This is a genomic window from Spirochaetota bacterium (assembly GCA_025061835.1).
In the GTDB taxonomy this organism is placed as follows: Bacteria; Spirochaetota; Brevinematia; order DTOW01; family DTOW01; genus SKYB106.
In genome coordinates this window covers 47,114-72,540 of sequence record JANXAC010000006.1, presented here as the reverse complement: position 1 = coordinate 72,540, position 25,427 = coordinate 47,114, and the positions used below count along the sequence as shown (strand labels likewise).

Here is a 25,427-nt window from a genome sequence, read left to right as displayed (position 1 = left end):
TATTTATACAATATGAAAAGATTTAGTTTTAGACTTCAGAGGGTTCTTGAAATAAAGCAAAAACAAAGAGATATTGAAAGACAAAACCTTGCCAGAAAGGCAAGTGAGTATAACATTGAAGTAGCAAAAGCCAATAAGTTGAAAGATGAAAAAAGAAATGCGATTGAGGATATGAAGAAGAACCCTAGCCTAGAGAATAGACAGTTTGTAGAAAGGTATATAATCCTTAATGAGAGGATGCAGAAATATCAGAGCGAGGATGTTAGGAGAAAGGAAGTTCCTTTCAGAGAAGCGATGTCAAAGTATCTCAAGAAAGATAGCGAGGTGAAAGTCATTCAAAAACTTAAGGATAAGGCCTATGATGATTATTCTAAGGGACTTATGAAGGAAGAATATTCTGAAGTTGATGAGATTATAAGCAGGAGGTTAGGTAAGGATGAGTAGAACATTAACAAGAGTAGTATTTGCTATAGTTTTCTTTATTATTCTATTCTTCTCAGGTTTCAGTGAAGATTTTGCAAAAGAAGATGTATACAAGGTGTCTCAATTGTTGAGAGTCATTTTGGATAGTTATACTAAGATGGAGTTTGAGAAGATACTACCTATGTCTGAAGGTAAGGCTAAGAGAGATTTTCAGCGTATAATTCTTGAGGTTCAAAATCCTCAAAGATACGGAATGATAAAGAAAGAGATAGATCTTCTTCGTAATCCAACTATTAAGGAAGTTAAAATATACAAGGATGAGAACCTAGCGTTAGCTATTGTTGAGTGGGACTATAAGAGGAGTGTCCCTAGAGGTAAGGATGTAGAAACTGTGGATGTTAGGAGAGAAACCAGTTATTTATTCAAGAAGTTTGGTAATGAGTGGAAGATAATCTCGTATAGGTGATATCTACAATTTCCTCGCACGTTCTGTTATTTCTTTCTTCTTATCTCTCATATCCTGAGACTCTTCGTAAGGAACTATTATTATGGATCTTCCTTCTCTCTTGAATGTAACAAATTTGTAGTCATCCTTACAATGATGTATAGCATCTCTTATTTTTATCTTGACATTTGGATAGCAAATACCATACGCACTAACTTTTGCTTCAACAACTGCTTGATCTAATTGTTCTCTTATTTCCTTTAGTCTTCTTTCTATCTCTTCCAGTTCTTGAGAATATTCTTTCAGAGTGTTATTCAAAGTATTATAACGTTCTTCTTTGTCTTGAGGAACTCTACCGTAATTCTGGATCATCTGCTGAAATACCAATAGCTCCTTTTTTATATCAGTGACCTTGGATGTCAATAATTCTTTTCTTCTTACAAGCTCATCGTGTTCTTCTTGTATGTCTGGGTCGGAACCAACCTCAATAGATGTTTCAACCCAAGACTCTGCACCTAACTGCTTAGCTGCTACCTCGTAAAGTGCCTTTACACTACCACCGGCTATACTTGCTTTCCTACCGAAGCAGAATACTCTTGACTTTGAGACTATGTTGCTGTGTAGTATATATTCAAGAGCTATTACATTACCTCCCGCTCTGACATTAGCACGCTCTATAAACTTTGATATCACATCTCCTCCTGCGACAACCTTACCTGCCTCCTTGCCTTGTATGCCAGTCCTCACTATTACATTACCGTCTGCTATTATCTCTGCTTTTTCAACTGTTCCCCATATATCAACATTACCACCAGCTTTGACTTTATAGGTATCTCTTACACTCCCTCTTATTATAACATTACCAACAAAATCTACATCTCCAGTTTCTGTAGTAACATCACCTAATATCTCCAGAATAGGCTCAATATTAATCTTACCTTGCTTGAATACAACTTGCCCTTGTTCCTTGGCTATCAGCTCCAGTCCATCAGGAGATATTTCTACACCTTTACCTGCTATTGATTGGAGAGAAACATCTTTACCATCAGGAACTGGTATTACTTTACCTTTTATGGTCATCCCCGGTTTACCTTTCGTTGCGGGTTCCTTTGAAGCAAGGACTTGGCCCTTTACAACATTCTCTATTTCCATAACCTTATGAAAATCAAAACTCTCTGCCATAGAAATCTTAGAGATACTTGATGATTTATCTAACTTTACGTAGTAGTTTATCTTAGCATCTTTGCCAGGTTCAGGAGCAGTCCAAATTGCCACCTCAACAGGAACATCAAAAATGCCCTCATAAACGGCCTTTTCAATGTTTTCTCTAACTATACCGTGAACTACACCTTGAATATTGAGAAGTTTTAGTATCTCATCAGGAGATGGAACTTTACCTCTGTTAGAAGGCTTTGACAATGTAAGTAATGCTCTAGTTTCGTCTGGTAGAACCTCTATGTGAGGATTACTGTCTTCTGATGGATCAGTGGCAACAGGTGGTCCAACAAGGATAGGAACACCAGTTGGGGATTGGACTTCCTTCTTTATCTTGCCTTCATCAAAATTTGAGAATCCTCTGCTTCTTAACTCATCTACTATCTCATCAAAACTGACAAACTTACCCTTACCTTGTGGTGGAATTACCTTAACGAACACACCTTCATGCGTATGAGCGATAAAAAATTTCCCATCTATACCTAATATTTCATCGGTATGGACTTCGGACTCATAAGAACTAGAGAGACTAGTTGTCTTCCTAACTAAAACTCTATATGGTTTTCTACCTATCCCAAAAAATCCACTGCTGCCACTCTCTATAATTTCATACTCTAAATTGTACATTTCAGTATTGAATTCCCTACTTGCAATCTCTAAGGCTTCCTTTATGCTGAAAGCAACAATCTCAATTTCTTCACTTGAATCTGTATCGTCTATTTCATCAAGCAAAGATACTATCTTCTTTAAATCCATAAGATTAGTATAACTATAACGAAAATAAAATTCCACTTTTTTTGACCTCTTAAGTATACAAACTACTCCTAGAGTTTATAGATGAAGGTTTTTCAAAATGTTGACTAAATAACCAAAATCTTTCTTTATTTCATCAACAACATCTTCAAAACTTTTCTGGCCCCTATAAACTGGGAAGAGTGTCTTGCTGACGACATTTGACAAAAAAGGATACTGACGTATCATTTGGTTAAACTTATCCTGCGAAAAGTCTTTGATTAAAAACTCCAAATCTTCACTAAGAATGCTAAAATTCTTCAGAATTCTTCTAGTATCAATGTCTATACTCTTTGGTTCAATGGTTTTTATTGAGATGCTAGGTTTGTTTGAAAAAAACGAATCAAAAAACTCTCTCCCATCACTAGTTGATAGACTGTTTATGCCCTTTAGTTTGACTCCGTCTGATATATTATAGACATTGTTTAAGTTTGAAGTATCGCTAGCGCTATCAAACCAGAGTTTGTATGTCTCCATTATCTTGTGTGTTATACATTCCCCACCGTTCACACTTTCAGCTTTAATATAATCCTTCAAAACATAATTCGTAGAGATGGTATCTGATGTAGAGAATACATTGCCTTTGAGAATGAAGTGTTCATTTGAAGGTGTTCCTACAATGTGAGACACAAGGTATGGAAATCCTAAATCTACACCAATCATTATGATAGGATTTGCACCTAGAAGGAGTGATAGATGAAACAAGTTTGTTATAACCGATCCACCACTCTCAAGCCCTAAAAGTCTGTATCCCAAAATTTCCTCAACCCAAGATACTACACTGTTCGTGATCTCAAATTTAATTCCTCCTATCACTTCTGTGTGAGAAGTTTTTGTTATAAGAACTCTACCCCTAAAGTTTCTTACAAGTTCTGGTGAGACAACTACATCTGCAAATAGAGTGAGACCTTCTGTTTTAATACCAAAAAAGTCTTTTATATTCGCTATCTGCGAGTCAAGCGCAAAGATAATGTCAGGTGTGATACCAAAACTCAAGAGAGACTTCAAAACCGTATCAACGGCACACAAAATAAATCTGTCTCTATACTTCTTGATTATGTCAAACAGAAGCAAACCTGAATATCCTGCTCCAACAATCACAAAAGGTTTGTCTCTTACTCCAAGAATGAATTCTCTTTGAGTATCTTCTGACAAACTTCCGTATTTTAAGATACTCGGAATGTTGAGAAGCACATTCTTTACCCAAAGTTTATCAAAGTTTATTCTTGTTAGTAAGTCTGCAAACTTTGCCTTTACAACTCTTGCTATCTCGTTACCGATTTCATCGTATTCGGATCTGTATATTCTATACAGACTTGGAAGTTGTATAAACTTAACATCCTTTATCAGAGCAAAATCAACGAAGTTCAAAACAGAGTATATGTCATTCTTGTTATACCTAGTAATTACAAAATCGTCCCTGTTCTGTATAAACGCAACTAAAATATCTTCATCCAGTTCTACTGGAATGAAAACAGATTCAGGAAATTCTCTTTTCAAGATCTCTAGATGATAGCCTAGACCTAATCCTAGAAGAACGAATATATATCTATTACCTTTTTCTAAAGGTAACTGTTTTACAAGATTTTCTGCTTCTCTGACAGGATCATAGGCACTATGGATTAAAATACCATTCTTTCTGATGGTTTTATCACCAGACTTTGATGTTATGAACTCTAGTTTTTTAAGGGAGCCTAACGACCTAATTTTAGATTTCAAATGTTCTGAAAGTCTTAGGTTATTCAGGAACTTCATCCTCAGTTTCGTAGGAATATTGTATCTCTCTTGTTAGAACTTCAACCCATCTCTTTGCTTCATTTGCAAGCCTTGAGTTAGGATATTCAAGAATGAATTTTTTGAAATTAGCAACAGAATCTACCAACCTACCGGCATAGTATAGAACAACTCCTCTCTTAAACAAAGCATCCTCATCCTTATTCTTTGGTTCATTGACCATCGCTCTGTTAAAGAATTCAATAGCCTTATCATACTGTTTGTTTATGGCAAATATCTCGCCGAGCCAGTAAAGACTTGCATCTTCGTAGATAGTGTTTGGGAAAGTCTGTAGAACTCTCTCGTAATATCTGACTGCAGTTGAGTATTCCTTGTCCCTCAACAGTCTAGAAGCATATCCATACAACTGCTTAGCATAAGCATCATATACTGACTTGTAATATTTGCTGTTAGGATTATACTTAAGGAAGTTGTCATACACATAAAAGGCAGACTCGTAGTCACCTTTGTCAATATAGACTCTGGCTTTGCCAAGTTGAGAGTATTCATTATTAGCCCTTTCAAAATACATTAGTGCATTGTCATAATCTTTTCTGTATAGGTATATATATCCGAGTTGAGTTAGGATGTTCTCTTTGACTTTCTGGTCCGTTGTTCTAACCAAGGCAGTCCTTAGGTATTCCTCAATTTCTGGATTCATACTTTCATTCCTTTCTTTCAATATGTCAATCAATAACTCTATCGTTTTGGTCAGTATCTCATCGTTTCTGTTTTCGCTAAAAAACTTTGATATTAGATTCATAACTCTTCTTTTGGCACTTTCTGACCTTCCTACCATGAAACTACTGTATGCTACAAAATACTCAACCTCATAATAATACTTACTTCTAGGATAATCTGCTAGAAATTTAGTTCCGTCTCTTACAACATCTTCATACAGTTCAAACTCAAACCTATTCCTGATAGTATTGTATTGGTTGTTTTCTCGGTAAGCGTTGTATATTAAGAAACTTGCGATAATTAAGCCTGCGAATACTAGTCCTAGAATACTGTATATAATGGTCTTTCTCATAACTGCCTCTTAAAGTATCTTATATAATCTTCGGAATAAATTTACAATCTTAATGTTTAGAATTGATGTTTCAGTGTTTTACAATGTAGTGAAAGTAATTTTACATTCACTTTACATAATGTCTTTACAATTTAGGAAAATCTTTTAAGGAGGATAAGTATGAAGATTTTTAAGATTATCTCAATGTTAGTTGCGTTGACTGTTGCAACTTCGCCGGTTGCTCTTGCTCAAAGCAAAACAATAACTGTCAAAGGATCAGATACGATGGTGATCCTTGGGCAGAGATGGGCAGAAGTGTATATGAAGAAGAATAAGGATGTGGTAATACAGGTTACCGGAGGTGGGTCAGGAACTGGTATAGCAGCACTGATAAACAAAACTACCGACATTGCAAACTCTTCAAGACCTATAAAAGATAAGGAGAAGCAACAGATCGAAGGTGCAGGTGCTAAGCTAATAGAGGTTCCAGTTGCTCTTGATGGTCTAGCAGTCTATGTCAACTCTGCTAACCCAATAAAGGAACTAGATATGGAAACTATAAAACTGATATTCACTGGTAAGATTAAGAACTGGTCAGAACTTGGTTGGGATAACAAGGTTATAAAACTCTACTCCCGAGAGAATAACTCTGGAACTTATGTTTACTTTAAGGAGCATGTCTTACAGAATGAGGACTTTGACCCATTAGCTCAAAACATGCCCGGAACTGCTTCTGTCCTTAATGCAGTTAAAAGAGATAAGTATGGTATAGGTTATGGAGGAATAGGATACTTAAAGGGTGCTAGGGCTATAAGTGTTTCTCCAAAGGCTGGTGAAAAAGCCTATGAACCATCTATGGATAATGTTGTTAAGGGACTATATCCTATCTCAAGATATCTATACATCTATCTCACAGAAGAGCAGTTTAACAGACCTGAGATAAAAGCTTATATCTCTTGGATACTTTCAAAAGAAGGACAAGGTATCGTAGATAAGGTTGGTTTCTATCCTATACCTAGCAAGAAGGTTCAAGAAATAAGAAAATCTCTTGGTCTATAATCTCATTATCTAAGGGGGATATCCCCCCTTCTCTTATTTATCTTTCTATTAACGATGAATTTTTTAAGCTTTTTCCTAGTTCATTCTACTTTTCCACTATAAAATGTCTGTGAAGCATCTTAGCAACAAAACCTGTAGTTCCTACGCCAGCCATAGGGTCAATTATTAGATCTACTTCCTTCGTAGAGGTAAGTATTACCCTCTTTAAAGGTTCAATTGGTTTTTGGGTTGGATGAACCTTCAGACATCACCTTCAACTAAGAAATCCTTTTATAGAAAGAATCTCATAGTTAAACTAATTCTAAAATTCTTACACGCAGGATGTGAAGTTATGCTAAATTCTTTGGTTTAGAACTTGGAGTATTTGAAAGATAAACGATGAATATCGGATATTCCATTTATTTCAATGGCTTCTATATGTTCCCTAGTTCCGTATCCCTTGTTTCTATCAAAATGATATTCTGGATACTTCCTAGAGATGTGTTTCATATACCTGTCTCTCAAAACTTTTGCAACTACTGACGCAATTGATACTGAGTGAATAAATACATCTGCTTTCTTAAGACTAAGGTAAAAAATACATTCATCATCCCGTTCCTTGAATAGAGTGGCCCAATCAAATTTCTTCAACCTTCCATATATTTCCTTGTATCTGTTTAGTTTGCTAGTTGGAAGATTTGAACTATTAAGAAAATTTTCAACCGTTTCACTTTTTATATTCACATAATCGGTTATGATGAGTTTAGGTATTCTATTAAGATTTGAGAGTGCTTCTAAAATAGCAATTCTAATTGAAATTCCTATTCCAAAATCATCTATGAACTTGTTTGATAAAAAACCAATTCCTATATCTTCAACTTTCTGAACGATCAGGGATAAGAGGCTTTCTCTCTGTTTGGGCGAGAGTAATTTAGAGTCTTTGACTCCTTCTATATATGTTGAAGGTTTAACAACTACTGCGCATACAACCAAAGGACCAGCGATACATCCCCTACCAACCTCATCCACTCCAACAACATACTCAAAATTGTTTATCAACTTTTTGAGATCATCATTTAGATTTCTTGACTCTTTCATAAACTCTTTATTGATTGATAAAGACAATGAATATTAAACCTTGACTATTGAGAATATTTTTTCTTCAACTTCATTCCTAAGTTCTTCAAGTGTTCCGTTGTTGTAGATAATTATATCTACCATATCATTTACTTCCTCAAGCGCTTTTTGGAACTTTATTCTTCTCCTAACATCTTCTGGATCAAAGCCTCTACTTGTTGATCTAGCGATTATATTATCCTCCGATGCTTCAACATAAACAACTAGATTACAAAACTCATCTAACCCTATCTCAAAAAGTAGAGCGGCATTTATACAGTAAAAGCCGTCCTTTTCTATCTCAAGCCTAATGAGTTCTTTTATAGTTCCGTGCGTAAGTTTGTTGAGTATCTGTAATTTCATAGGATCAGAGAAAACTATATTTGCTAACTTCTTTCTGTCAATACTTCCATTGTCATCAAGAATGTTTCTATCAACCATCTTGAGTATCTCTTCCTTCCTTATCTCAAGAGTTTTATGCCCTATCTTGTCAGCATCAATAATCTTAAAACCCCTATCTTGTAGGATTTTGCATACAGTATCCTTACCTGACATCATCTTACCTGTTATTCCTATTATAAACCTTTTTGGTATTCTTGGGATAAGTGGTCTTCTACCCATATCAAACCTCTAGACTCTACCAAATCTTCTCTCTCTTGACTGGTAATCTATTATTGCTTTAACGAAGTGATCTGGTGTAAAGTCTGGCCAAAGAACATCAGTGAAGTATAACTCAGAATATGCAACTCTCCATAGCATGAAATTACTTATCCTCTGCTCACCGCTTGTCCTTATAACGAGGTCAATGTCAGGTATCTCGGGATGGTAGATATAGTTTGATATTATACTCTCGTTTATGCTATTTTCATCAATCTTACCATCTCTAAAATCAGTAATCATTCTTCTAAAAGCATTTAGTATTTCATATCTACCACTGTAGTTAAAAGCAGCACACAATGTGTATAGGTCACCACCCTTTGTAGCATCTTCGAGAATTTTTATCATTTCAACAAGTTCAGGGGATATACCTTCAGTATCTCCTATATGTATGAACCTTATGCCTTTGCTCTTAAACTCATCTATCTTATCTCTCAAAACCTTTAGAGCCATTGACATAAGAAAATCAACTTCATCCTTGTCTCTATGCCAGTTTTCCTTTGAAAACGCATAAACAGTTATGTATTCTACTCTCAAATATCTATTGAATTCAAGTAGGTTTTCTAGTGCTTTTAAGCCTTCTTTGTGTCCCTCAACTCTTGGTAGTCCTCTAATTCTAGCCCATCTTCCGTTCCCATCCATTATTATACCGATATGCTTTGGAAGCTTATTCTTATCAATCTTTTCAATAATTTCTTTAAAGTTCATCCTAAACTTCCATTATTTCTTTTTCTTTACTTTTTGTCAAACTATCAATCTTTTCAATATACTCGTGGGTTATTTTGTCAATTTCTTGTTCGTATCTTTTTTCAAGGTCTTCACTGATATGCGCACTATCTTTTGACTCTCTCACAATCTTAAGATACTTATGTCTTACATTTCTTATTGCTACTTTCGCTTCCTCTGACTTGGTGTGTAAATACTTTATAATCTCTTTTTTCCTCTCTTCTGTTAGAGGTGGAAAATGAACTCTTATGTTGTTGCCATCAACGCTTATGCTCAATCCTAGATTTGATGTCATCAGAGATTTCTCAATAGCTTTGACAACGCTTTTATCCCAAGGAGAGATAACAACAGTTGAAGCATCACTTACAGATATTGTAGCAAGTTGCTTGATTGGGGTTAGACTATTGTAGTAATCAACTTTGATATCCTCAACTATAAGCGTTGAAGCCCTGCCTGTCCTTATCTTTTTAAGTTCTTCTTTATAAACATTAATGCTTTCTTCAAAATGCTTTTTCATCTCCTCTTTGATCTGGTTAAAATTAAATTCTTTTTTAACCTCTTCCTTACCCTTCATAAGAGCCTCCTAAACCTAACATTTTGAAAATTTTAATCCAATCTCAAATTGTAGTTCAAGTTTTCAGTGAAAATGACAATAAATTCCAAAATTTGAGAGTTATTTGGGTATAGTTAATGCTTTTAGTGCCTATCAAGTGTTGCTCTAGCAAATAACTACAAGTCTGTTTTCATTGTTCTCTAGATACCTGTTAAGGTATTTCACAATCTTCTTGTCCTCTCGTATATGTTGCATATCATCTCTCCTCACATCATATCACCTCCTTTTGGTGTTGTTTTGAAAAGAAAGAGAAAAGAAAGAAAACAGAGGAGCGATAGGTGTGATATACTAAAAATATCCATCTCCATAACCTTAAACTATTTTATGAATCATCTCACAAAAAATTTTAGACTTTATTGACAACTTCTGAAAATACTTGAAACTTGTTCTAGGTAATATTATTATTGTAATCGTCTTAAAAGGAGGCTTCTATGAGAAAACTTTTGGTAGTTTTTTCAATAATATCTTTCATAACAGTATTAGGTTTTTCGCAACCTAAAGGTAATGTAAAGATATCAGAACAACAGGATGTATCAATCTTTGCATCATACTATACATGGGATATACCACCAAACATAGTTAATAAACTTGATGATGGTATAGTTAATCTCTTCTCAACGATGAAAAGGTTCAATGTTAAAGGTTTTGAGTTTAGGTTTTCTGAGGGAAATCTTGAGAAGTTCATGGCTAGAGTGGCTGAACTACAACAGCAAAAAATAACAAAAGCAGAGAAGTTTGTTGATCCTAAGTGGGGTACAATAACTTTAACACCAGATATGCTAGAGCGACTTGTCAATTCTTACACGATAGTTGTACCAAATATAAAAACATTCGGTGCAGAGCTAAGATACGAAGGTTTTGAGTCATTTTATGTTGTCACTTTAGGATTGTCTCTGAAGTTTTTTGACCCTGCCGAAGGTAAGATATTCCATGTTATAGATATCACAAAAACAGTTTCCGGTAGGAGTAGCCAGTTAATTGAGATGATAACTGGTATAAGAGGTAGGAATCTAACAAGAGAAGAAACAATAGTTATGGCAGTTGATGAAGTGCTTCAAGAAATAAAATATCAGTTGAGAGGAGTAGAGAAATTCAAACTCTATACAACCATAGTTGATACTAGTGGTGGTAAATTATACACTGAACTTGGTAGAAACTTTGATATCACTCCTGGACTTGAGCTTGATATCGTGGAAACTAAAACTTTGACGATAGGAGGGAAGACCAGAACTGTGAGAGAAGTTACAGGACTCGTTAGAGTAGTTGATGCAAAAGAAGATTACAGTGAAGTTATACCAATCTTTGGTGACCCTAAACTTGGTGTTCAATTGACAGACTCGCTTAGAAGAGGTCTTATATTCAGGCTGTTCTTTGGATTACAACAAATTGACTATGCTCCTCCCCAAGACCCATACCTTATCAGCTACTTTGAAGACAAATGGAATAGGCTTAGAGATGGAAATGCTTTCGTTTTAGGAATATCAGGAATAGATGATGGTAGTTTTGCTTTCTTTGAACCACAAGTTGATATATCTCTTGTTTTTGCATCACCATTCACTTTGACTTTAGATATTCTATTTAACTACTCCATATACTTGAGAAACTTCAAAATAAAGCCGTATGTAGGAATTGATTTACTAGGTTCATTTACCTACCTTGGCAGTATCGGATGGTGGTGGTATTACCTTGACTTCTATCTCACCACATTCTCATTGGGTTTCACCGGAGGTCTAACTCTGGAACTTTTATTCTCAAAATATGTCGGATTATCAGTAAATGCTGGATACAAATATACAATACCAGTCTATAATTGGATAAGGGCTTATGATACATTCGGAAACGAGTTTGATTCAAGTATATTTACTTCTTCTATGATACCGGATTTCGGATTGAGAGGGCTTGGAGGTAGTTTAAGTCTAGTAGTAAGGTTCTAACCTCAAAGGGGCTTTTGCCCCTTGACTAACTCTGAGGGGATACAAACTTCTATCATTACAAGAGTATTGACTCTATTATTTAGTTTTCACTGTCAGGATTAAATGGCATTCATCTAGGTTGAATGTTTTTACGATATCATTGGTACAAGTTGAGCACATTGAAGTCTAGAACTAATGAAAATTAACATATGATAACATTTTCAACATGATAACCTTAATTAATTTTTTTATCCCTTCACAGTCTCACTATTTGTCATTTTCCTGATGGCTTAAGAAAGAAATTCAAAACATCTTTAGGTTGGCTAAACGTAACTAGGATATTTTAACCTACTTCTTGACCTAGTAGTGTTCTTACAATACTCCTATCAAGTAAATTTTTTACATCATCTTCTTTATCAAAGAAGTCTTTTAAGAATTTCGGTAATGCGAATGATGAGGTATGTATTTCTTTAGTGTAGAATTTGACCTTTGAGTAGTCAATATTCTCATATTTTGGTATATCAGGCTTGTTGACTTTTGAGCCTATAACAAAACTCCAAGGGTTTATGAAGGATGGAACGTAAACTGAATATACGGATGAAAATCTAACCAAATCCCTGACCTGTCTCAAAATGTGCTTTGCCACATTAGGTGTGATAAATACTGACTCAGATTGTATTACGAAAACACCTTCATCTGTAAGTCTTGACACTACTCTTCCAAAACTCGTTTTTGAATAAAGATCAATCGCAATATCAACAGGTGCAGTAATATCAAGTATTATCACATCATACTTTTCGTTAGTCCTTTGAATGAATTTGAAACCATCTTCTATGTAAGTGTTTAGGATGTTAAAGTTTGTACCTTTCCAAGTATTCATATACTTCTGGGTAATATCTATGATTCTCTCATCTATCTCAACTAGGTCTATTCTTTCAAGAGATGGATACTTTGAAAGTTCTCTAACGCAACCACCATCTCCCCCACCTATTACCAAGACTTTTCTAGGTTTTTCAACGAGACTCATTGGAACATGTGTCATCATTTCATGATATATGAATTCATCCATTTCCGTTATCATTACTATACTATCTGTTATGAGTGCTCTGCCGAAAGGAACGGTATCAACAATTTCAATTAGCTGAAAATTACTCTTCTCTCTGTATATTATCTCCTTAATTCCAAACTCATAGTTAAACCCTACTGCCTCATCATCTCTCAAAAAGTATTTAATTTGGCTCTCGTAGGACATAGCAAGGAAACCAAACTTAAACTTTCTGTAGATACATTTCTTCGTATTTCTTTATAGCACTCTCTAAGAAGAAGACTTTGTTTGAATAGAATAGATCCTTAATGTTTAACTGATTATAAGGTAGAACCTTTAGGTTTGGTAGGTTTCTGGAAGACAAGTGTATATTCTTATCGTGAGATGGTAGGATCAGTAATCCATAACCGCCTGTTAGTCTAGCAAGAATTTTTGAGAATTTGCTAACAAAGTCCTTTGTTTTTATTCTGTCAAGCGAGAAATCTTCAACGACCAATAGATCCTTATCTCTTGTCTTTGCTGATAGTATCGTAAAGTATGCTTTTCTTTTCATCGCTTTAGGTATTGACATTGAATAATCTCTAGGTTTAGGACCGTGAGCGATACCTCCACCTACCCATATCGGAGACCTGATTGAACCGTGTCTTGCTCTTCCTGTTCCTTTCTGTCTCCAAGGTTTTCTTCCACCGCCACTTACTTCTCCTCTGGTTTTTGTGGATGCAGTTCCCTGTCTAGCATTTGACAACTCTACTATAAGAGCCTTATAAACTAGGTCATTGTTATATTCAAGCCCGAATATCCTATCATCAACTTTTATCTTCTTTTTCACTGAACCATCTAACCCTAAAACTTCTATCTCCATTTGATCCTCCAGTAAGCAAATTGATGTGCTGTAAATTATGAGGGATATGTAGTACTCTACGCAAATAGCGTAAACTAGAGGCTGTAGAAAACGAGTAGAAACATATCTAGACAATCAATCCATTATCTCAATTCTAAAACCCTACTATGACTAATGACTGGACAATATCATCAACGGGATATGCGGTGCGCTTACGTAATTTTGCTTCTTTAACTAATCTTGTAATCTCATTTCATAGGGTTAATAAAAACATAACTGCAATAGGTATGTATGAGGAGAATTTTAGTATAATCAGGTCATATACTGATTGATGAAAGTTCATAACAATAGGTTGTTTATACAGGTAATTCAAATATAATAGGCTAGGCAAGTTTGAATCAACAACTTAATATCTAACTTCACTAATAACACTGTTATGTAGATTTTTATCTGTTCTTTTGGATTTAGGAATAACAAGATTTTAGCAAACAGAATTGAATCTGGTTTGTGTTTTCGTATATTATTAACAACAAGTATGAGAAGCATAAGGAATTTTAGTTATTTTGTGATAATAGTTGTTACTTTCATTTTAAGTTGTCAGACATCGGAGGACAAAGTAGGTAAGGAACTAGAAGATGAAATTAGCAATTTACTTAACAGTATAGTCTCTGAAGCTAGAGAACCTAAAAAGATCACACTAACACCAAGGACATTTGTGGAGTTAAATGCCATACTTACTGTAAGTAATTATTTCTGGACTAAAGAACTTATGTCTTCGGGGACTAATATTTCATCGGAGATTCTGGAAAACTACAGAACTACGAAGAAGGTAGAACTACTATCAAAGTATGGTTTAAACCTTGAGGAGTTTGAAAACTACTCTGTTAAGAACTATCAACTGCTTCAGAAGTTTTCACAAGAGAATCCAGACCTAATGGAGAAGTATAATAAACTATCAGGTGCTATACCTACTTTATTTGAAGACTACTAGTCTCATTATGCCAAAGGAAACTATTCTAGTAATAGACGATGAACAAAAGATAAGAGAGGGCATTAAAACGATTTTTGAACTTGAAGGTTATAATGTCATCCTAGCAAGTGATGGACAAGAGGGTGTAAGAAGAATAAACACTGACAAAGTAGATCTGGTTATACTTGACTTAAAGATGCCTAATATGAATGGGTATGAGTTTCTAAAAATTGTTTCCAAAACAGACCCATTCCTTCCAGTGATAATTTTGACTGCGTATGGTTCCGTTGAAGAAGCAGTCAATTTAACGAAACAGGGTGCTTTTGATTACTTTCTTAAGCCGCCTGATGTTGATAAACTCATTACATCAGTAGAGAAAGCATTAGATATAAGGAAAAGTCTCATAGAGAAGAACAAGCAAAAATCTTTGTTGCCTAAAGATTATCTAGACGCTATAATAGGCGAAAGTGAGGAGATTAAGCAGATAAAAGACTTGATAAGGAGAGTTGCTGGAACTGATGCTACTGTTTTGATTACAGGAGAGTCTGGGACTGGTAAGGAGTTGATAGCGAACGCTATTCATGCTTTAAGTCCTAGAAGAGAGGGGCCTTTCATTAAGGTAAACTGTGGTAGCATTCCGGAAACACTACTAGAAGCTGAGTTATTTGGGCATGAAAAAGGTGCATTCACAGGTGCAGTGAATAGGAGAAAGGGTAGGTTTGAACTGGCAGATGGTGGAACAATATTCCTTGATGAGATAGGAGAAGTATCTCCTAAATTACAGGTGGCTTTACTTAGAGTCCTACAAGAGAAGGAGTTTCAAAGAGTTGGTGGTGAGGAGGATATAAAGGTAAATGTTAGGATTATTGCTGCAACCAACAGAAACCTAGAGGAAGATGTGAGAAAAGGTAGTTTCAGAGAGGATTTGTTCTATAGAATAAACATAATAACTATACATATACCACCTTTGAGGCAAAGAAAAGTTGATATTCCAGTTTTAGCAAACTATTTTCTATCACTATATTCGGAAACTTATAACAAGAAAATAAATGGTATATCTAATGAACTTATGGATATAATTATGAACTACTCATGGCCTGGAAATGTAAGAGAATTACAAAACTTTATAGAGAGTTCAGTTATAATATGCAATAAGGAGTATTTACAATCTGAATGTATTCCTCCACATTACAGAACCAAACTCATGGCACCAAAGGTATTTACTGTTCAACATTATGATAGGAAACAGAACTTCCTTGATCCCCAAAAGCATATACTAGTTATAGAGATAGGTAAAAGTCTTGATGAGATTGAAAAGAATGTTATTGAGGAAACTTTAAAGTTTGTTAACGGCAACAAATCAAGAGCGTCTAGAATACTAGGAATTACTAGAAAAACATTAATATCAAAAATGGAAAAATACGGATTAAACAGAAGAGATAACAGCCTTGATTATTCCGGCTAGCTCCTTGCAGGTCTTGAATTCTATTCTACTGTTTTTTTCTACATAATCTTGTGCTTCGTTAGTGAGAGGTGATGATGAAATTATCATAACCTTCTCACAATTATTCTCAATTGACTTCTGGTTTATATCAACTATCGCTATTTTGCCTATTTCGTTGGAACCCCATCTTCTTACGGCTACGTAGTATCTATCTTTTTCTTTGGATCTTGAGCATATATAATCTACACCTTCAGATTCAAGGAATGATTCAGTTTCTATCTTTTTTAATATATTGAACCCTAAAGCCTTGACCAACTCTTCAGATATTGAAGCGAAAGTTTTTTCATCTAGCCGGTTTGTGAACATATCGCATACATCTGCTTCGTCCTCGGGTGAAAGCCCACTGCCAGCAGAGGAACTGATGAGATCCTTAATTTTCTGATTATGTAAGTTCATCTCTTCTTGAACTTTTTTAATAATCTCAACAACATTAATCTTTTCTTTTTGTTCCTTTCGGGGATATAGAGCATCTACTATCTCCCTTGCTCTCAATGAGGAGTTTAACCAAGAATTTACATAGTTATCAATTTCCTTTATTGCTTTCAAGTCGTAGGGTTTCATCTCCTTCTTAAGGTTAATATTTTTTATTGCTTCGTCTATGAATGTTGAGACAGCATTGACAACTGCATCACTTATATCATATTCCTTGAGTGTTTCCAGTGTTGACTTAGCACTCTCATATTTTGAGAAATAGAGGTATGTCATAAATATTCCAAATCCAATTTCCCTTATCACACTCGCTAAATTTTTTGATGTAGCAAAACTGAGGAATTGATCCCAGTATCTCATAGTGTCGTTAAAGTTTTTCAGATATATGTTTGCATAAACAAGCATCTTATAGATTAGATAGACTGCAGAACTAGGAATATTATCTTCGGTAAGCATGGGTGCTAGTATGTCTATCGCTCTTCTATAACCACCTAGTTTGATTAATGTAAAGCCTAGAGCAATTCTTGTTTTGACATTTTTAGAACTTAGTGCTTTCTCAAGGATCTCAATTGCTTCACCATACTTACCTAGGTCTATTTTTGTTACACCAAAGTCTGTTAGGAATATAGGGTCTTTATTGTAGAATGGCAAAGCACGCTGCCCGAAAGTGTCTGCTAATTGAAAGTTTTCCTCTTCAAATAGTATTCTAAAAAGTGAGTAATTGATATCCTTATCTGCTGGCAGAAAATAGGATGCATAGTATAGATAGTAAAATGCTTCTTGAACTTTTTTTTCTTGTAGGAAGAGGAGACCTACTTGTTTCAAAACTTCTCCTTTGGTGGTTATTGGTGGGAAAGCATCCTTTTCTATAAGCTGTAAGTAATATCCGATTGCTTCAAGGTTGTTCTTTAGGAGTCTATTGACTTCACCAAGTTCATATATCACCCTTACATCATCCTTATTCCTCTGAAACATCTTTAAAAGTCTCTTTAGAGCTTCCTCGTAATTACCTTTGTCCTTCAGTTCATTGATTATCTTATGCTGGTCCTTTGATAGAGAGTTAAGAATGAAATAACCTATCGTTGCTATTATTAATGCTATCTGTAATGCTATGAGGAGTTCCATAAGTTATAATAATTTTCGTATTGTTCAAATAACATCATAAATTATGATTGCTATTCTTTTGTAATGTAAAAATCGGATAGTTGGAATTCCAGGTTAGTTTTTTGCAGTTGACTCAATTGTAAAATTTTACATACTCAAACATCTTCATTTAAACTTACGATTACTTCGGTGGTTAGGAGTAAGTTGTATGATTCTAGGAGTAATGAAAGAGACTTTCCCTAATGAAAAGCGAGTATCGCTAATACCTCAAGTTGTATCCTCAATAAAAAAATTAGGTTTAGAAGTTTATGTTGAAAAAGGTGCTGGTGAGGGCGCGTATTACTCAGACCAAGAATACGAAACTGCTGGTGCTAGAGTAGTCAGTAGAAGCGAAATACTTGATTCTTCTAGTATCATAACCTATGTGAGAGCTCCAGGGGCTGATACCAACAATATTTCCGATATTCAGAAGATGAAGAAAGATACGGTTGTAATTGGTATGACGGAACCTCTTGCTAATCCCGAAATTGCTAAAATGTTTGCTGAAAGGGGTGTTATCTCTTTCTCTTTAGAACTTATTCCTAGAATAACAAGAGCGCAGAGTATGGATGTTTTAAGTTCAATGGCTACAATAGCTGGATACAAAGCAGTTTTGATAGCAGGAGAACTCCTGCCAAAGGTTTTTCCTATGTTTATGACTGCTGCTGGTAATCTCATGTCCGCAAAGGTTTTTGTAATAGGTGCTGGAGTTGCGGGGCTTCAAGCGATTGCTACAGCAAAGAGACTCGGAGCAGTTGTTGAAGCGTATGATGTTAGACCTGAGGTTAAGGAGCAAGTCCAAAGTGTAGGTGGTAAATTTATTGAACTTGGGCTTGAGACACAGAATGCTAGTGATAAATCTGGGTATGCTAAAGCAATGTCAGAAGAATTTTACCAAAAACAGAGAGAGATGATGATGAAAGTTTTAGAGTATAGTGATGTTGTTATCTCAACCGCTTCTGTCCCAGGTAAAAAAGCACCTATACTCATCACGAAAGAAATGGTTGAGAGAATGAAAAAGGGTAGTGTGATAATAGATCTAGCAGCGGAGAAAGGAGGAAATTGTGAATTAACAAAACCTGGTGAGGTATATGACTATAACGGCGTAAAGATAGCAGGTCTTGTTAATTTACCAAGTACAGTTCCAGTTCACGCAAGTCAGATGTATTCAAATAATGTAAAGAACTTCCTGTCTATAATTGTGAAGGATGGAAAACTTAACATAGACTTAAGTGATGAAATAATATCTGGGACTTTGGTTACGAAAGATGGAGAGGTTGTTCATCCACTTGTTAAAAAGGCATTAGGTCAATCATAGGAGGTTTTTATGGATCCTATAATTGCAGCGATAATTCTATTTGTTTTGGCACTGGTAATAGGGTTTGAAGTAATAACGAAAGTTCCGCCTATTTTGCATACTCCTCTTGTTGTTGCATCACATGCTATGGCTTCAATTATGGTTGTTAGTGCTATTGAAGTTACGGGAACAGCAACTACAATACTAACGACCGTTCTAGCAGTTATAGCCCTTGTGATGGGGACTGTTAATGTTGTTGGTGGATATTTCATCGCAGATAGAATGCTTGCTATGTTTAAAAGCGACAAAAAGAAAAAACAGTAGGGAGGTAAGTTATGGATTTTTTGAGAAATATAGCAACTGAATACCAAACTGTTTTTTATCTTTTCACAGTTTTATTTTTTATATTCGGTCTGAAACTTCTAACATCTGCTAGGACTGCAAGGAAAGGTAATTGGTTGAGTGCTTTTGGAATGACTGTTGCGGTTGTTGCTACTCTTCTATACAAAGGTATTATATCCTACGAACTTATAATAATTGCAGGTATTTTAGCGTCTGTAGCAGGTGTTTTATCTGCTTACCTTGTTGATATGCGAGCGATACCGCAGTTCGTTGCGATACTGAATGGCTTTGGTGGGGGAGTATCCGCTTTGGTTGCGATTGTTGAGTTTCTGAAAGGAAAACTACCACCGAATGTTGAGAAATTACCTTTTGATGCAACTACGAAGTCAATGTATTTTCACGGTGCGGTTGCTTTAGATATGTTCGTTGGAACAATAACATTCTGGGGTAGTATGGTTGCATTTGCAAAACTCCAGAAACTCATAACAGAAAGACCGATCGTATTACCTGGAAAGAATTTTATAAATCTTTTGCTTCTAATTGGCATAATAGTTTTCGGAGTTCTTCTAACGCTTGACCCTAGCAATTTGAGTTATATGTTTGGAATACTGATCCTTTCATCACTTCTTGGTCTTTCTCTAACACTTGCAGTAGGTGGTGCGGACATGCCAGTTGTTATATCTCTTTTCATATCTTATGCTGGACTGTCTGCTGGAACGCTTGGTTTTGTATTCCTGAATCATGGACTTATAATGGTTGGTGCTTTGGTTGGTGCTTCAGGACTAATACTCACAAGGATTATGGCGAAGTCAATGAACAGAGACTTCTACGGAATACTTCTTGGGAACATAACACCACCAGAAATGGCAAGTGTAAAGGATGATAAGTCGTTCTACCAAGGTAGAATTAAATCAACTACTCCAGAGGAAGTTGCTATGATACTTGATAATGCTAGTAGTGTTGCTGTTGTTCCAGGATACGGACTTGCGGTTGCCCAAGCGCAAGGAGTTGTGAGAGATTTGTATAACGAACTTACAAAGGATGGTAAAGAAGTTTATTTTGCTATCCACCCAGTTGCAGGTAGAATGCCCGGACATATGAATGTTCTTCTCGCTGAAGTTGATATACCATACGACAAACTAAAGACTATGGAGGAGTCAAATGAGTTACTACCTGATACTGATGTTGCGATAGTTGTTGGTGCTAATGATGTTGTCAATCCTATGGCAAGAGATGCAAAGGATACTCCTATATATGGTATGCCAATACTTGATGTTGATAAAGCAAAAACTGTAATAGTGATAAAACGAAGTTTAGCTCCTGGTTTTGCTGGAATACCAAACCCTCTATTCATAAACGACAACACACTTATGTTATTCGCTGACGCAAAACCTGGTCTTTCCGAGATTGTTAGAGAGTATAAAGAGTTAAAATCCTAGTTTGGGACTAAAATTTGTTTCATCAATTCAACATCTTTTAGGAAAAACATAAAAACCTATTATTTTAAGTAGTTTAATCCAAACCTATAGTGTTAGGTTTTTATACTCTACCTATGTATTCTTCTACTATTCTACATACTTGCTTTCCTTCTTTAACATCGTGCACTCGGATAATAGAAGCTCCGTTAAGGAGTGCTATTGTGTTGAATGCTATAGTTCCAGTTAGTCTCTCTTCTGGTGGTATTCCACCGAGTATCATACCTATCATAGACTTTCTTGATAATCCGACGAGTATAGGTTTCTTAAGTTGTTTAAACTCTGCTAGTCTTCTTATTATTGTTAGGTTGTGTTCCAGTTTTTTGCCAAAGCCTATTCCGGGGTCAATTATTATATTTTCTGGTCTTATGCCTTTACTTTCGTAAGCATCTATGCGATGGTTTAGAAAATCTTTTATTTCTCTCACAGTATCCTTGTATTCGGGGTTTTCCTGCATGTTTTTTGGTGTTCCCTTTATGTGCATAAGTATTACAGGACAGTTATACTTTGATACAACCTCAATCATATTATCATCAAAAGTTCCAGAAGATATGTCATTTACAATATCTGCGCCGTTATGTAAGGCAACTTCTGCAACCTTTGATTTGTATGTATCAATGGAAATAGGTAGATTTTGGAAATTTCTTCTCACTTCAATTATTGCAGGTATGACTCTATCCATTTCTTCTTCAACTGATACAGGTTCAGAACCCGGTCGTGTAGATTCACCACCTATATCCAGAATATCAACTCCGTCATCTACCATTCTGCTCACAACCTCAAGCAAGTTATTCAAATCTACTCTACTACCTTGATAGAACGAGTCAGGTGTTATATTCACAATCCCCATACAATATTTGTGATGCTTGAAATCGAATTCCCTGCCTCTTATTGTGAGTTTCATAAAACGCTTGAAAACAAATTTTACAACAGTCTTCTAGCCTAAGAAGTTTCTGATTTTAGCAGCACTTACTATCAAGTCGGTAATCTTAGTATCCAGTTTATTATCTTTTATTCTTTTAACTAGATCCTTTGAGAATTCAAGGTGATCCTTGTTAGGAGTGAAATTGAACCTTTTAACGGTATCCTTAATTTCAGTTCTGATAGAAGCTGGAAGAAGGTCCAATACATCCTCGTTCCACATTGAAAGAGTTTCAGATATCTTTTCTTTGAATCTAGGGAAGACTATCTCAACATACTTCATATCCTCCTCTGTTAGAGAACTCAGTCCGAGAATATCTGGTGGAAGTCCTAGAGAGTATAAGACAGCGCAGAAGGATATTACTCTAGGTAGAGTTACACCTTCATCTATCTGTCTTGAGTATCCAAACAATCCTACATGCATCTTTCTTGCTCTTCTTCTAGGAACGAAAACAGCAAGATTGTTAACTATCGGGGCTATTTCCAGTAATTGCCTACGATATGTTTCGGAACTTTTTTTCATTATACTTATAAGTCTGTCTTTACTACTCAGGTAGTCAGGTGTTTTAATAGGGGTTAGATTGATATTTTCTACTGCTCTTTGAACATCCCTTATAGGATAGTCGTATTTGAACGCCGATTGTATGGTGAAGGTAGCAACGCTTGGATAGTTGTCTAAAACAAATCTGTATGTTCTTGGTGAAAAGTTGCCTCTGAATGGTGCTGCTCCGCAACCAAGTATTGGATAAATTTCTACTCCAATATTTTTCTGTAGTTCATAGAGTTTTTCTAGTGCTAGTTTTATTGCTATTACAACACTCAAGGAAGAATCATTCATTGCAGGATCTGACCTTGCTATAAAAACTCTCTGGTATTCTATCTCATCCAGTTTGTTTTCTAGAAATTTCTTTACTGCTTGATCGCAGGAGATAATCTGGTTGATATCCTCAAATAGTGGTATAACATTTATCCTTTTAGGATTGAATTCTCCTATCCAGTCCTTTAGCTTGAGATCGGGGTTAGTATCAGAAAAGATTTTATCTTCCTTTCCAACAACGATATTTTTGTAATAGTAATAAACCTTGTTTATAGTTTCTATATCAGCCATTGGGACAATTACTTCAAATATAGGAACGATGCTAGGATCTTTGTAGAATACCTGAGATGTATCGTAGGATCTTGGAATGCTTTCAAGTGTCTCTATGAGAAGTTTTCCTTCTCCTTTTTCGTAATCTGGATTAGGAACTCTCAGCGTTATGAACACATCTCTACCTATTATGTTGGTCTTAAAGAAATCAGAATAGTCCGAAACCAACTTTCTAATTACAAACTCGTCCGTTTCTTTCCCTTCAACATCCCACATCACCTCATGCACACCTAGGTATGAAAATGCGTAGTATGCTTCTTTGATCTCATCCTCTCCTTGAAGAATAGGACTGTTTGAAAAGAATGGAACATTGGCGTTGTCGGGGTGTTGAGTTGACATCGTTCTAGGTATCTTTCTGTTCATCAGTTCCCTCCACAGATATTCTTAACTTTGCCGTTATATTCATTCCAAGTTTTACATTCACAACATAATCTCCAACAAGTTTTATAGGTTCTTCTATCTCTATGTTCTTTTTATCTAGTTCAATGTTGTGTTGTTCCTTCAAGGCTGTTGCAATATTATCCGAAGTGATAGACCCAAACAGTCTTCCACTTTCGCCAGCCTTTGCTTTGATTATCACTCTTATACTCTCAACTGCTTCCTTGATCTCTTTTGCATCTTCTAACTTTCTCTCATTCTTCTTTTCTAGCGCTTTTATCTGAGACTTGACAAACCTAATATTACTATCAGTGGCTTCAAGAGCGAATTTATTCCTCATTAGGTAGTTCCTAGCGTATCCATCTGAAACTTCCTTTATCTCGCCTAGTTTCCCAAGCCCTTTCACATCCTTTAGTAATATAACTTTCATAGAACCTCCAGAAGAATGTCAAAAATTTTAGAAGTCTTTACAAACCTTTTGCAATTTATAAATGCTGAAGTTTGTCAAGAGTTTGGTATTTTTTGTTGAAACAGGTCTGGTGTTTTTTGATAATACATTCCAGATGTTTCGTAACTTGGATATAGAAGAAATAGTTGATATGATAAGTCAAACCTCGTTGCATACGGGTATATATATTGGTTGTGACTCCTCTCAGAGAAAAGATCACTGTGTATTTGCTACTGTAGTTGTTATTCATCACGACAGGTCAAGAGGTGCTAATGTTTTTGTGAAGGTTGATAAAACACCTAGAATAAGTTCTCTGAGACAGAGGATAATGATGGAAGTCTATAAAGCAGTTGAGGTTGCTATTATGATATATTCTCTCATTCCTGATAGGGTTATAGAAGTCCATCTTGATATAAACACTTCATCATCACATATATCAAGTTCATTGATAAAGGAAGCTTTTGGTTATGTGTCAGCACAAGGGTTTAAGCCTGTATTTAAGCCTCAGTCATTTGCTGCTTATTGTGTTGCTGATTATGTATGTAAGAAACACTAGATTTTTATTTCCACAGATGCTGACAAAACTTGAATAGGTTGTTGTCCTGGTAATACTCCTTTCTCGTATTGATTGAACGACAAATCTATAACCAGATAGTTTATATCAATCCCTAATCCGAAAGTTAAATAACCTTGGTTGAGCCCTCCTCGTATTCTGAATATCTTTAGAACAGATATCTCCGACCCCAGATTGAACTTCTTAAACCAAAACTCTCCAAAGTTGAATATATCATTTACATTTATCTCAATCATGAAGTTATCAAACAGGAATGTAGGTATATAAGGTATTTTCTCAAGATGGAACATGAATCCAAAGGATAATGATGGTGGTATGTAGCTTATGTATTTCAAGCCTTTTGCGGTTTCGTTTCCATTATCAAACGCTATTCTATTCCAGAAGAAAGTTCTACCAAAGAAATTGTTGAGAGTAAGAGCATACTTTAGATATTGACCATCATCAAGAATTATGCCTATATCACCCCAAATGGAGTCACCAGAATCGTATTCGTATGTTTTATTCAAGATGGATTGGTAGTAATTCATAACCTCTAGCACACTTGCACCATAGAAGAACGGTGATTTGTATCGTTTGGAGTAAGATAGAGATATACCTGTGTGGAGTGTGTAAAATTTTTCTATCTCAAAAAATGTGCTGAACCCAAATGAAGCACCTATTTCAGCGAAGGACTTTACTTCAAGGTATGGTAGTCCTGGGGATTGTTTTAGATCTAAACTTGAGTAAAAATCATTATACAACACTATTCCTATACCATTACCTACGTATCCTATGGTTAGGGGACCGAATATCCCTGCTTGAGGGTCAGCATTAAGAAGGATACCATAAGGGTCTTTCAAAAAATAGTTGTAAAGTGATGTCCAATCAAATCCAGACCATTGAGTAGGGTTTAGGTTATATGAAGATAGATTGAGAGCTTCATAGAGATATCCACCTCTTGCTCCACTATAAAACGAAATTTTGGTTAGAAAAAAATTATTCTTCTTGGTGTAGGAAAGAATAGAAGGATTTTCCAGAAATGAAAGTGCATCAAAAGGATAAAGTAGCCTGGCATTACCATATGCTAGTTGCCTTGTAGTTGGAAGAGGAGAGTCAATATCATACCTTACATCTTGAGAAAATGCGTGTTGACATACTATTGCGAAAAATATTACCGTTGCTAAACCTAGTAATCCATTTTTCATAATGCC

24 protein-coding genes and 1 pseudogene are annotated in these 25,427 nt (G+C 35.5%); 10 read left to right on the top strand and 15 right to left on the bottom strand.

What is annotated here, in order from left to right; translation table 11 throughout:
* Positions 1 to 12: 12 nt before the first annotated feature.
* Together NZ579_03805 and NZ579_03800 are read left to right on the top strand one after the other, a co-directional pair.
* Positions 13 to 444: a flagellar FliJ family protein gene (locus NZ579_03805; protein MCS7299074.1), complete on the top strand. Its 432-nt coding sequence runs from the start codon at positions 13 to 15 to the stop codon at positions 442 to 444.
* On the top strand, positions 437 to 889 hold the full coding sequence (locus tag NZ579_03800; protein ID MCS7299073.1) for a hypothetical protein: 453 nt from the start codon (positions 437 to 439) through the stop codon (positions 887 to 889). The genes NZ579_03805 and NZ579_03800 overlap by 8 nt, the downstream gene beginning before the upstream one ends.
* 3 nt (positions 890 to 892) lie before the next feature.
* Here the strand turns inward: NZ579_03800 and NZ579_03795 are convergent, their stop codons facing one another.
* The 3 genes from NZ579_03795 to NZ579_03785 form a co-directional block, all read right to left on the bottom strand.
* A complete protein-coding gene (locus NZ579_03795) occupies positions 893 to 2,839 on the bottom strand; it encodes a FapA family protein (protein MCS7299072.1) in 1,947 nt (648 codons plus the stop codon).
* A 75-nt stretch (positions 2,840 to 2,914) separates the two neighbouring features.
* Entirely contained in the window at positions 2,915 to 4,630 is a 1,716-nt protein-coding gene (locus NZ579_03790; GenBank protein ID MCS7299071.1) for a DUF115 domain-containing protein, read from the bottom strand.
* On the bottom strand, positions 4,614 to 5,681 hold the full coding sequence (locus NZ579_03785) for a tetratricopeptide repeat protein (protein ID MCS7299070.1): 1,068 nt from the start codon (positions 5,679 to 5,681) through the stop codon (positions 4,614 to 4,616). Before NZ579_03785 ends, NZ579_03790 begins: the two co-directional genes overlap by 17 nt.
* 159 nt (positions 5,682 to 5,840) lie before the next feature.
* Between NZ579_03785 and NZ579_03780 the strand changes: the two genes are divergently transcribed.
* Positions 5,841 to 6,719, top strand: a complete 879-nt coding sequence (locus NZ579_03780; protein ID MCS7299069.1) for a PstS family phosphate ABC transporter substrate-binding protein — start codon at positions 5,841 to 5,843, stop codon at positions 6,717 to 6,719.
* Between the two features lie 85 nt (positions 6,720 to 6,804).
* Here NZ579_03780 and NZ579_03775 read toward each other — a convergent pair.
* The 5 genes and pseudogenes from NZ579_03775 to frr form a co-directional block, all read right to left on the bottom strand.
* A pseudogene (locus NZ579_03775) lies at positions 6,805 to 6,960 on the bottom strand (site-specific DNA-methyltransferase).
* 107 nt (positions 6,961 to 7,067) lie between these two features.
* Complete coding sequence (locus NZ579_03770; GenBank protein MCS7299068.1) at positions 7,068 to 7,796, bottom strand: ribonuclease HII; 729 nt, start codon at positions 7,794 to 7,796, stop codon at positions 7,068 to 7,070.
* A 33-nt stretch (positions 7,797 to 7,829) separates the two neighbouring features.
* Positions 7,830 to 8,435: a dephospho-CoA kinase gene (gene coaE, locus NZ579_03765; GenBank protein MCS7299067.1), complete on the bottom strand. Its 606-nt coding sequence runs from the start codon at positions 8,433 to 8,435 to the stop codon at positions 7,830 to 7,832.
* Between the two features lie 9 nt (positions 8,436 to 8,444).
* The gene (gene uppS, locus NZ579_03760; protein MCS7299066.1) at positions 8,445 to 9,179 is read right to left on the bottom strand and encodes a polyprenyl diphosphate synthase; all 735 of its coding nucleotides are present in this window, start codon (positions 9,177 to 9,179) and stop codon (positions 8,445 to 8,447) included.
* A gap of 1 nt (position 9,180) precedes the next feature.
* Positions 9,181 to 9,771, bottom strand: coding sequence for a ribosome recycling factor (frr, locus tag NZ579_03755; GenBank protein ID MCS7299065.1), 591 nt, complete (start codon positions 9,769 to 9,771; stop codon positions 9,181 to 9,183).
* A gap of 470 nt (positions 9,772 to 10,241) precedes the next feature.
* Between frr and NZ579_03750 the strand changes: the two genes are divergently transcribed.
* Positions 10,242 to 11,744 (top strand): hypothetical protein, encoded by a 1,503-nt coding sequence (locus tag NZ579_03750; GenBank protein ID MCS7299064.1) that lies wholly within the window; start codon positions 10,242 to 10,244, stop codon positions 11,742 to 11,744.
* A 322-nt stretch (positions 11,745 to 12,066) separates the two neighbouring features.
* Here the strand turns inward: NZ579_03750 and speE are convergent, their stop codons facing one another.
* The gene (speE, locus tag NZ579_03745; protein ID MCS7299063.1) at positions 12,067 to 12,975 is read right to left on the bottom strand and encodes a polyamine aminopropyltransferase; all 909 of its coding nucleotides are present in this window, start codon (positions 12,973 to 12,975) and stop codon (positions 12,067 to 12,069) included.
* 16 nt (positions 12,976 to 12,991) lie between these two features.
* Positions 12,992 to 13,630 (bottom strand): 50S ribosomal protein L4, encoded by a 639-nt coding sequence (gene rplD, locus NZ579_03740; GenBank protein ID MCS7299062.1) that lies wholly within the window; start codon positions 13,628 to 13,630, stop codon positions 12,992 to 12,994.
* A 514-nt stretch (positions 13,631 to 14,144) separates the two neighbouring features.
* On the opposite strand from rplD, the gene NZ579_03735 reads away from it, so the two are divergent.
* Together NZ579_03735 and NZ579_03730 are read left to right on the top strand one after the other, a co-directional pair.
* Positions 14,145 to 14,600 (top strand): hypothetical protein, encoded by a 456-nt coding sequence (locus NZ579_03735; GenBank protein MCS7299061.1) that lies wholly within the window; start codon positions 14,145 to 14,147, stop codon positions 14,598 to 14,600.
* 7 nt (positions 14,601 to 14,607) lie between these two features.
* Complete coding sequence (locus NZ579_03730; protein ID MCS7299060.1) at positions 14,608 to 16,044, top strand: sigma-54 dependent transcriptional regulator; 1,437 nt, start codon at positions 14,608 to 14,610, stop codon at positions 16,042 to 16,044.
* Here NZ579_03730 and NZ579_03725 read toward each other — a convergent pair.
* A complete protein-coding gene (locus NZ579_03725) occupies positions 16,006 to 17,637 on the bottom strand; it encodes a restriction endonuclease (protein ID MCS7299059.1) in 1,632 nt (543 codons plus the stop codon). The genes NZ579_03730 and NZ579_03725 overlap by 39 nt on opposite strands.
* A gap of 187 nt (positions 17,638 to 17,824) precedes the next feature.
* On the opposite strand from NZ579_03725, the gene NZ579_03720 reads away from it, so the two are divergent.
* Genes NZ579_03720 through NZ579_03710 form a run of 3 tightly spaced genes read left to right on the top strand, consistent with a single transcriptional unit; the run spans position 17,825 to position 20,733 of the window.
* Entirely contained in the window at positions 17,825 to 18,973 is a 1,149-nt protein-coding gene (locus tag NZ579_03720; GenBank protein MCS7299058.1) for a Re/Si-specific NAD(P)(+) transhydrogenase subunit alpha, read from the top strand.
* A gap of 9 nt (positions 18,974 to 18,982) precedes the next feature.
* Positions 18,983 to 19,276 (top strand): NAD(P) transhydrogenase subunit alpha, encoded by a 294-nt coding sequence (locus NZ579_03715; GenBank protein ID MCS7299057.1) that lies wholly within the window; start codon positions 18,983 to 18,985, stop codon positions 19,274 to 19,276.
* Between the two features lie 11 nt (positions 19,277 to 19,287).
* Positions 19,288 to 20,733: an NAD(P)(+) transhydrogenase (Re/Si-specific) subunit beta gene (locus NZ579_03710; protein ID MCS7299056.1), complete on the top strand. Its 1,446-nt coding sequence runs from the start codon at positions 19,288 to 19,290 to the stop codon at positions 20,731 to 20,733.
* A 100-nt stretch (positions 20,734 to 20,833) separates the two neighbouring features.
* Here the strand turns inward: NZ579_03710 and folP are convergent, their stop codons facing one another.
* The 3 genes from folP to rplI form a co-directional block, all read right to left on the bottom strand.
* Complete coding sequence (folP, locus tag NZ579_03705) at positions 20,834 to 21,619, bottom strand: dihydropteroate synthase (GenBank protein ID MCS7299055.1); 786 nt, start codon at positions 21,617 to 21,619, stop codon at positions 20,834 to 20,836.
* A gap of 87 nt (positions 21,620 to 21,706) precedes the next feature.
* Positions 21,707 to 23,200 carry a phosphoenolpyruvate carboxylase gene (gene ppcA / locus NZ579_03700; GenBank protein MCS7299054.1) on the bottom strand — a complete coding sequence of 498 codons (1,494 nt, stop codon included), beginning with the start codon at positions 23,198 to 23,200 and terminating at the stop codon, positions 21,707 to 21,709.
* Positions 23,181 to 23,645, bottom strand: a complete 465-nt coding sequence (gene rplI, locus NZ579_03695; GenBank protein MCS7299053.1) for a 50S ribosomal protein L9 — start codon at positions 23,643 to 23,645, stop codon at positions 23,181 to 23,183. Before rplI ends, ppcA begins: the two co-directional genes overlap by 20 nt.
* A gap of 61 nt (positions 23,646 to 23,706) precedes the next feature.
* Between rplI and NZ579_03690 the strand changes: the two genes are divergently transcribed.
* Entirely contained in the window at positions 23,707 to 24,219 is a 513-nt protein-coding gene (locus NZ579_03690; GenBank protein MCS7299052.1) for a hypothetical protein, read from the top strand.
* On the opposite strand, the gene NZ579_03685 is transcribed toward NZ579_03690, so the two are convergent.
* The gene (locus NZ579_03685; GenBank protein ID MCS7299051.1) at positions 24,216 to 25,421 is read right to left on the bottom strand and encodes a hypothetical protein; all 1,206 of its coding nucleotides are present in this window, start codon (positions 25,419 to 25,421) and stop codon (positions 24,216 to 24,218) included. The genes NZ579_03690 and NZ579_03685 overlap by 4 nt on opposite strands.
* Between the last annotated feature and the right edge of the window lie 6 nt (positions 25,422 to 25,427).

Excerpts from the sequence above, each read along its gene's own strand:
- NZ579_03790 (MCS7299071.1), bottom strand. The coding sequence starts at position 4,630 with ATGAAGTTCCTGAATAACCTAAGACTTTCAGAACATTTGAAATCTAAA.
- coaE (MCS7299067.1), bottom strand. The coding sequence starts at position 8,435 with ATGGGTAGAAGACCACTTATCCCAAGAATACCAAAAAGGTTTATAATA.
- rplD (MCS7299062.1), bottom strand. The coding sequence starts at position 13,630 with ATGGAGATAGAAGTTTTAGGGTTAGATGGTTCAGTGAAAAAGAAGATA.
- rplI (MCS7299053.1), bottom strand. The coding sequence starts at position 23,645 with ATGAAAGTTATATTACTAAAGGATGTGAAAGGGCTTGGGAAACTAGGC.
- frr (MCS7299065.1), bottom strand. The coding sequence starts at position 9,771 with ATGAAGGGTAAGGAAGAGGTTAAAAAAGAATTTAATTTTAACCAGATC.
- NZ579_03800 (MCS7299073.1), top strand. The coding sequence starts at position 437 with ATGAGTAGAACATTAACAAGAGTAGTATTTGCTATAGTTTTCTTTATT.
- uppS (MCS7299066.1), bottom strand. The coding sequence starts at position 9,179 with ATGAACTTTAAAGAAATTATTGAAAAGATTGATAAGAATAAGCTTCCA.
- NZ579_03715 (MCS7299057.1), top strand. The coding sequence starts at position 18,983 with ATGGATCCTATAATTGCAGCGATAATTCTATTTGTTTTGGCACTGGTA.
- folP (MCS7299055.1), bottom strand. The coding sequence starts at position 21,619 with ATGGGGATTGTGAATATAACACCTGACTCGTTCTATCAAGGTAGTAGA.
- NZ579_03730 (MCS7299060.1), top strand. The coding sequence starts at position 14,608 with ATGCCAAAGGAAACTATTCTAGTAATAGACGATGAACAAAAGATAAGA.
- NZ579_03780 (MCS7299069.1), top strand. The coding sequence starts at position 5,841 with ATGAAGATTTTTAAGATTATCTCAATGTTAGTTGCGTTGACTGTTGCA.
- ppcA (MCS7299054.1), bottom strand. The coding sequence starts at position 23,200 with ATGAACAGAAAGATACCTAGAACGATGTCAACTCAACACCCCGACAAC.
- NZ579_03685 (MCS7299051.1), bottom strand. The coding sequence starts at position 25,421 with ATGAAAAATGGATTACTAGGTTTAGCAACGGTAATATTTTTCGCAATA.
- NZ579_03720 (MCS7299058.1), top strand. The coding sequence starts at position 17,825 with ATGATTCTAGGAGTAATGAAAGAGACTTTCCCTAATGAAAAGCGAGTA.
- NZ579_03770 (MCS7299068.1), bottom strand. The coding sequence starts at position 7,796 with ATGAAAGAGTCAAGAAATCTAAATGATGATCTCAAAAAGTTGATAAAC.
- speE (MCS7299063.1), bottom strand. The coding sequence starts at position 12,975 with ATGTCCTACGAGAGCCAAATTAAATACTTTTTGAGAGATGATGAGGCA.
- NZ579_03735 (MCS7299061.1), top strand. The coding sequence starts at position 14,145 with ATGAGAAGCATAAGGAATTTTAGTTATTTTGTGATAATAGTTGTTACT.
- NZ579_03725 (MCS7299059.1), bottom strand. The coding sequence starts at position 17,637 with ATGGAACTCCTCATAGCATTACAGATAGCATTAATAATAGCAACGATA.
- NZ579_03785 (MCS7299070.1), bottom strand. The coding sequence starts at position 5,681 with ATGAGAAAGACCATTATATACAGTATTCTAGGACTAGTATTCGCAGGC.
- NZ579_03710 (MCS7299056.1), top strand. The coding sequence starts at position 19,288 with ATGGATTTTTTGAGAAATATAGCAACTGAATACCAAACTGTTTTTTAT.
- NZ579_03795 (MCS7299072.1), bottom strand. The coding sequence starts at position 2,839 with ATGGATTTAAAGAAGATAGTATCTTTGCTTGATGAAATAGACGATACA.
- NZ579_03750 (MCS7299064.1), top strand. The coding sequence starts at position 10,242 with ATGAGAAAACTTTTGGTAGTTTTTTCAATAATATCTTTCATAACAGTA.
- NZ579_03805 (MCS7299074.1), top strand. The coding sequence starts at position 13 with ATGAAAAGATTTAGTTTTAGACTTCAGAGGGTTCTTGAAATAAAGCAA.
- NZ579_03690 (MCS7299052.1), top strand. The coding sequence starts at position 23,707 with ATGCTGAAGTTTGTCAAGAGTTTGGTATTTTTTGTTGAAACAGGTCTG.